This is a genomic window from Kitasatospora sp. NPDC048540 (assembly GCF_040651175.1).
Taxonomy (GTDB): Bacteria; Actinomycetota; Actinomycetes; order Streptomycetales; family Streptomycetaceae; genus Kitasatospora.
This window is the reverse complement of record NZ_JBEZIR010000246.1, coordinates 1-3,900: the sequence shown is the minus strand read 5'-3', so window position 1 is coordinate 3,900 and position 3,900 is coordinate 1. Positions and strand designations below refer to the sequence as shown.

Annotated in this window: 2 protein-coding genes and 2 pseudogenes; all 4 read left to right on the top strand. The window is 68.2% G+C overall.

The window, feature by feature from the left end; genetic code table 11:
• Positions 1 to 149 precede the first annotated feature (149 nt).
• Positions 150 to 526, top strand: a pseudogene (locus AB0D08_RS40480) (transposase); the annotation flags it as partial.
• Positions 527 to 546: 20 nt separating this feature from the next.
• Entirely contained in the window at positions 547 to 1,746 is a 1,200-nt protein-coding gene (locus tag AB0D08_RS40475) for an IS4 family transposase (RefSeq protein ID WP_359895374.1), read from the top strand.
• 79 nt (positions 1,747 to 1,825) lie between these two features.
• On the top strand, positions 1,826 to 3,076 hold the full coding sequence (locus tag AB0D08_RS40470; protein WP_359895372.1) for an IS701 family transposase: 1,251 nt from the start codon (positions 1,826 to 1,828) through the stop codon (positions 3,074 to 3,076).
• Positions 3,077 to 3,292: 216 nt separating this feature from the next.
• Positions 3,293 to 3,793: pseudogene (locus AB0D08_RS40465) on the top strand (IS5 family transposase); the annotation flags it as partial.
• Positions 3,794 to 3,900: the final 107 nt, after the last annotated feature.

Sequence of the window (3,900 nt, the reverse complement as noted above, 5' to 3'; positions counted from 1 at the left end):
CGAACGAACGGATAATCGGCCCTGAGCTCGGCCTACCTTTCAAGCGCGCCGGATCTGATCATTCGTAGGATCAGGGAAGCCCAGGGGTTCCGGGTATGGCTGTGAGCTAAGAAGTCATCTCATTTGGGGCGGTTGGGTAGACTCCGGGCGTGCTGATCGTGGAGCGTCTGGTGCCGGACGAGTTGTGGGAGCTTTTCCAGTTGGTGGTGCCGGACGCGCCGACTCGTCCGCAGGGCGGTGGTCGGCGGCGACACGGTGACCGGGAGGTTCTGGCGGCGATCGTGTTCGTCGCGACCTCCGGGTGCACCTGGGCCCAGTTGCCGCCGTGCTTCGGCCCGTCCGGGCCGACGGCCCATCGACGCTTCACCGAGTGGAGAAAGGCCCGCGTGTGGGCCAGCTCCACCGGGTCGTCCTCGACGAACTCGGTTCGCGGGGCGAGCTGGACTGGTCGCGGTGCGCGGTCGACTCGGTGAACATGAGGGCCCTGAAAAGGCAAGGCCATGAAGTTACAGGCCGAGGCCGGCGCGCAGATGTGGGCTGATCTGCATGAACGCCGGACGCAAGAAGCGGAGCCCCGGTAGAACGACGTCTGCCAAGACGAGCCGTTCAACATCGGGAGCTCCGCTGTCCGGTCAGTGTGTCATCACCCGCGAGATCGCGGTAGCCGAAGGCATCTATGCGCCGGGCCATCTGGGCGAGTTGACCCAGATCGTGCCCTTCGACATGGTCGATGAGGTCCTCGCCGAGTGCGGGGCCGTACAAGAGCGGCTGCGGAAGCTCCCGGCCAGAGTCGTCGTGTATCTGCTTCTGGCGGCCGCGCTGTTCGAGGAATGCGGCTACCCGGCCGTGTGGTCCAAACTGACCGGCGCACTCGGCTCGCTGCCGATACCGAAAGTCACCTCGACCGCGCTATGGCATGCGCGATGCCGACTCGGAGTGCGCCCGCTGTACGCCCTGTTCGATCTGCTGCGAGGGCCTGCGAGCGCGATCCGCACCACCGGAGCCCGCTGGGCCGGCCTGCTGGTCGTCGCCATCGACGGCACTTACCTCGACGTCCCCGACGCCCCGGCCACCCGCGCCCACCTGGGCAAGGGATCGAACCGGTTCAACACTGCCGGCTATCCGCAGATCTGCCTGACGGCCCTGGTCTCCTGCGGCACCCGCGCTGTCCTGGACGCCGCTTTCGGACCGCGCATCACCGGCGAGACCACCTACGGCCGGCGTCTGCTGCGATCACTCGGACCCGGGACGATCGTGCTGCTGGACCGCGGCTTCGCCTCCAACGCCTTCCTCGAACACACCGCCGCCACCGGCGCCGCCTTCCTGGCCCGCCTCACTGCCACGCGCAAGCCGTCCGTCCTGCGGCGCTTCGCGGACGGCTCGTTCCTCTCTCGCTTCGGCGAGTTGGAGGTTCGCATCATCGAGTGCGAGATCTCCATCGCCACCACTGCCGGACACCACACCGGTGTCTACCGCCTGGCGACCACCCCGCTCGACTACCGCACCCATCCCGCGCTCGAGCTGGTCAAGCTCTACCACGAACGCTGGGAAGTCGAGTCCGCCTACTTTGCGATCAAGAAAACCATACTGGGACGCCGGGACTCGATCGCTCTCCAGGCCGCCCGCGACCAGGTCGTCCAGGCCGCGAACGTCATCGCCGGCACCGTCATCGACCTCATCGGCACGATCGGGCGAGCGGTTCTGGAGCACCTCATGCCCGCCCGCCGCCTGCGTGTGAGTCCCTAGTAGGGCTTGGTCAGGTTGATCTTGGTTGGGCGTGTCTATTGGCGGGTTGTGGCGTTGAGAGTGTGTGACACCTGGGGAGATGGTGGAGGTCCGGGAGGGCCTGGAGGCGTTCGCGGCGGAGATGTTCGAGGCATTCACCCGTAGCGATCAGCGCCGTTGGGGGCAGGTCTATGTGCGTGGACTGTTGTTGGACGGCGGGCGCAAGTCGGTGGAACCGATGGCGGCCCGACTCGGCGAGGACGGCAACCGGCAGGCGCTCGCGCACTTCGTGACCTCCAGCCCGTGGGACCCGGCGCATGTCCGCGCCCGGCTGGCGTGGCGGATGCAGACCGAGCTGAAGCCGACGGCGCTGATCGTCGACGACACCGGATTCCTCAAGGACGGCGACGCCTCCGCGTGCGTGTCGAGGCAGTACACCGGCACCGCAGGCAAGGTCACCAACTGCCAGGTCGGCGTCTCGCTGCACCTGGCCACCGACCACGCCTCCGCCGCGGTCGACTGGCGGCTGTTCCTCCCCAAGTCCTGGGATCCGGCGTCCGAGAAGGCCGAGCCCGAGAAGGTCGCCCGCCGTGTGCGCTGCCAGATCCCCGCGGACCTGGGACACGTGGAGAAGTGGCAACTCGCCCTGGACATGGTCGACGAGACCCGCTCCTGGGGCGTGCACGTCCCACTCGTCGTCGCGGACGCCGGCTACGGCGACGCGACCGCCTTCCGCCTCGGCCTGGCCGAACGCGGACTGAACTACGTCGTGGGGATCTCCACCACGCTCACCGCCCAGCCGGGCTCCGCCCGGCCCGTCACCCCGCCCTACCACGGGAGGGGCCGGCCGCCGGTCGCCCGGTATCCCGATCTGGCGAAGAGCGTGAAGGCCCTGGCGGTGGAGGCGGGGCGGCAGGCGGCCAGGCCGGTGTCCTGGCGCGAGGGATCCCGCCCGGGCAGGGGCCGCACCGGGTTCAAGCGCATGTACTCGCGCTTCGTCGCGCTGCGGATCCGCCCCGCCGGCCGCGAGATCCGCGAGGCCACCGACGGCGTCGAGCTGCCCGAGTGCTGGCTGCTGGCCGAGTGGCCCGCCCGGGAGGCCGAGCCGGTGCAGTTCTGGCTCTCCGACCTGCCCGCCGACACCCCACTGACCACCCTGGTCCGCCTGGCCAAGCTCCGCTGGCGCATCGAACACGACTACCGCGAAATGAAGCAGGCCCTGGGACTCGCCCACTTCGAGGGCCGCACCTACACCGGCTGGCACCACCACGTCACCCTCGTCGCCCTGGCCCACGCCTTCTGCACCCTACGGAGGCTGGCCCGGGCCCCAAAAGGAACGGCAGCGGCCTGAGCCTCTACCAGGTCGTCCGCGAGCTGCAGTTGGTCCTCGCCACTTGGGCCGGCCACTGCCCGACCTGCCACCGCAACATACCCACACCCAAACGAACCTGACCAAGCCCTACTAGTCCCCGAGCCGTCAAACGACCCCTGTCCAAATACGCCTACAAGAGCCTCCGCGTCGACCGACGCGCCTACAAGGCCACCATCAGCATCGACCTCCTCTCGACAACACCGATCAGCCCATAACTTCACGGCCTTGCCTGAAAAGGGGGAGCTGACAGGTCCGAATCCTGTCGATAGGGGCAAGTACGGGTCGAAGATCCACCTGCTCACCGAACGCACCGGTTTACCCCTGTCGCTCGCGATCTCCGGGGCCAACGTCCACGACAGCCAGGTCCTGATCCCGCTGGCCGACGCCATCCCGCCCATCCGTTCGCGGCGCGGCCCCAGGCGACGCAGAACCGGGAAGCTGCACGGCGACAAAGCCTACGACCACCGCTTCATCCGCTCCTACCTGCGACGACGGCAGATCCCGGCACGCATCGCCCGCCGAGGCGTCGAGTCCTCCCAGCGCCTCGGCCGTCACCGATGGGTAATCGAGCGGACCGTGGCCCGGCTCGGCGGCTTCCGCCGGCTCCATCGCCGCTACGAACGCAAGGCCGACCACTTCGCCGCCTTCGCCAGCATCGCCGCAGCCCTCATCTGCCTCCGAAGACTCTCCAAATGAGATGACTTCTAATACTGCAACGGTGCTTGCTGTGATGAGGCTTCAGCTCTTGGGCTGTGGCCTCGTCGCCTGTAGTGGCTGGTCCGGGCCTGGTGTTGGCGTCGGCG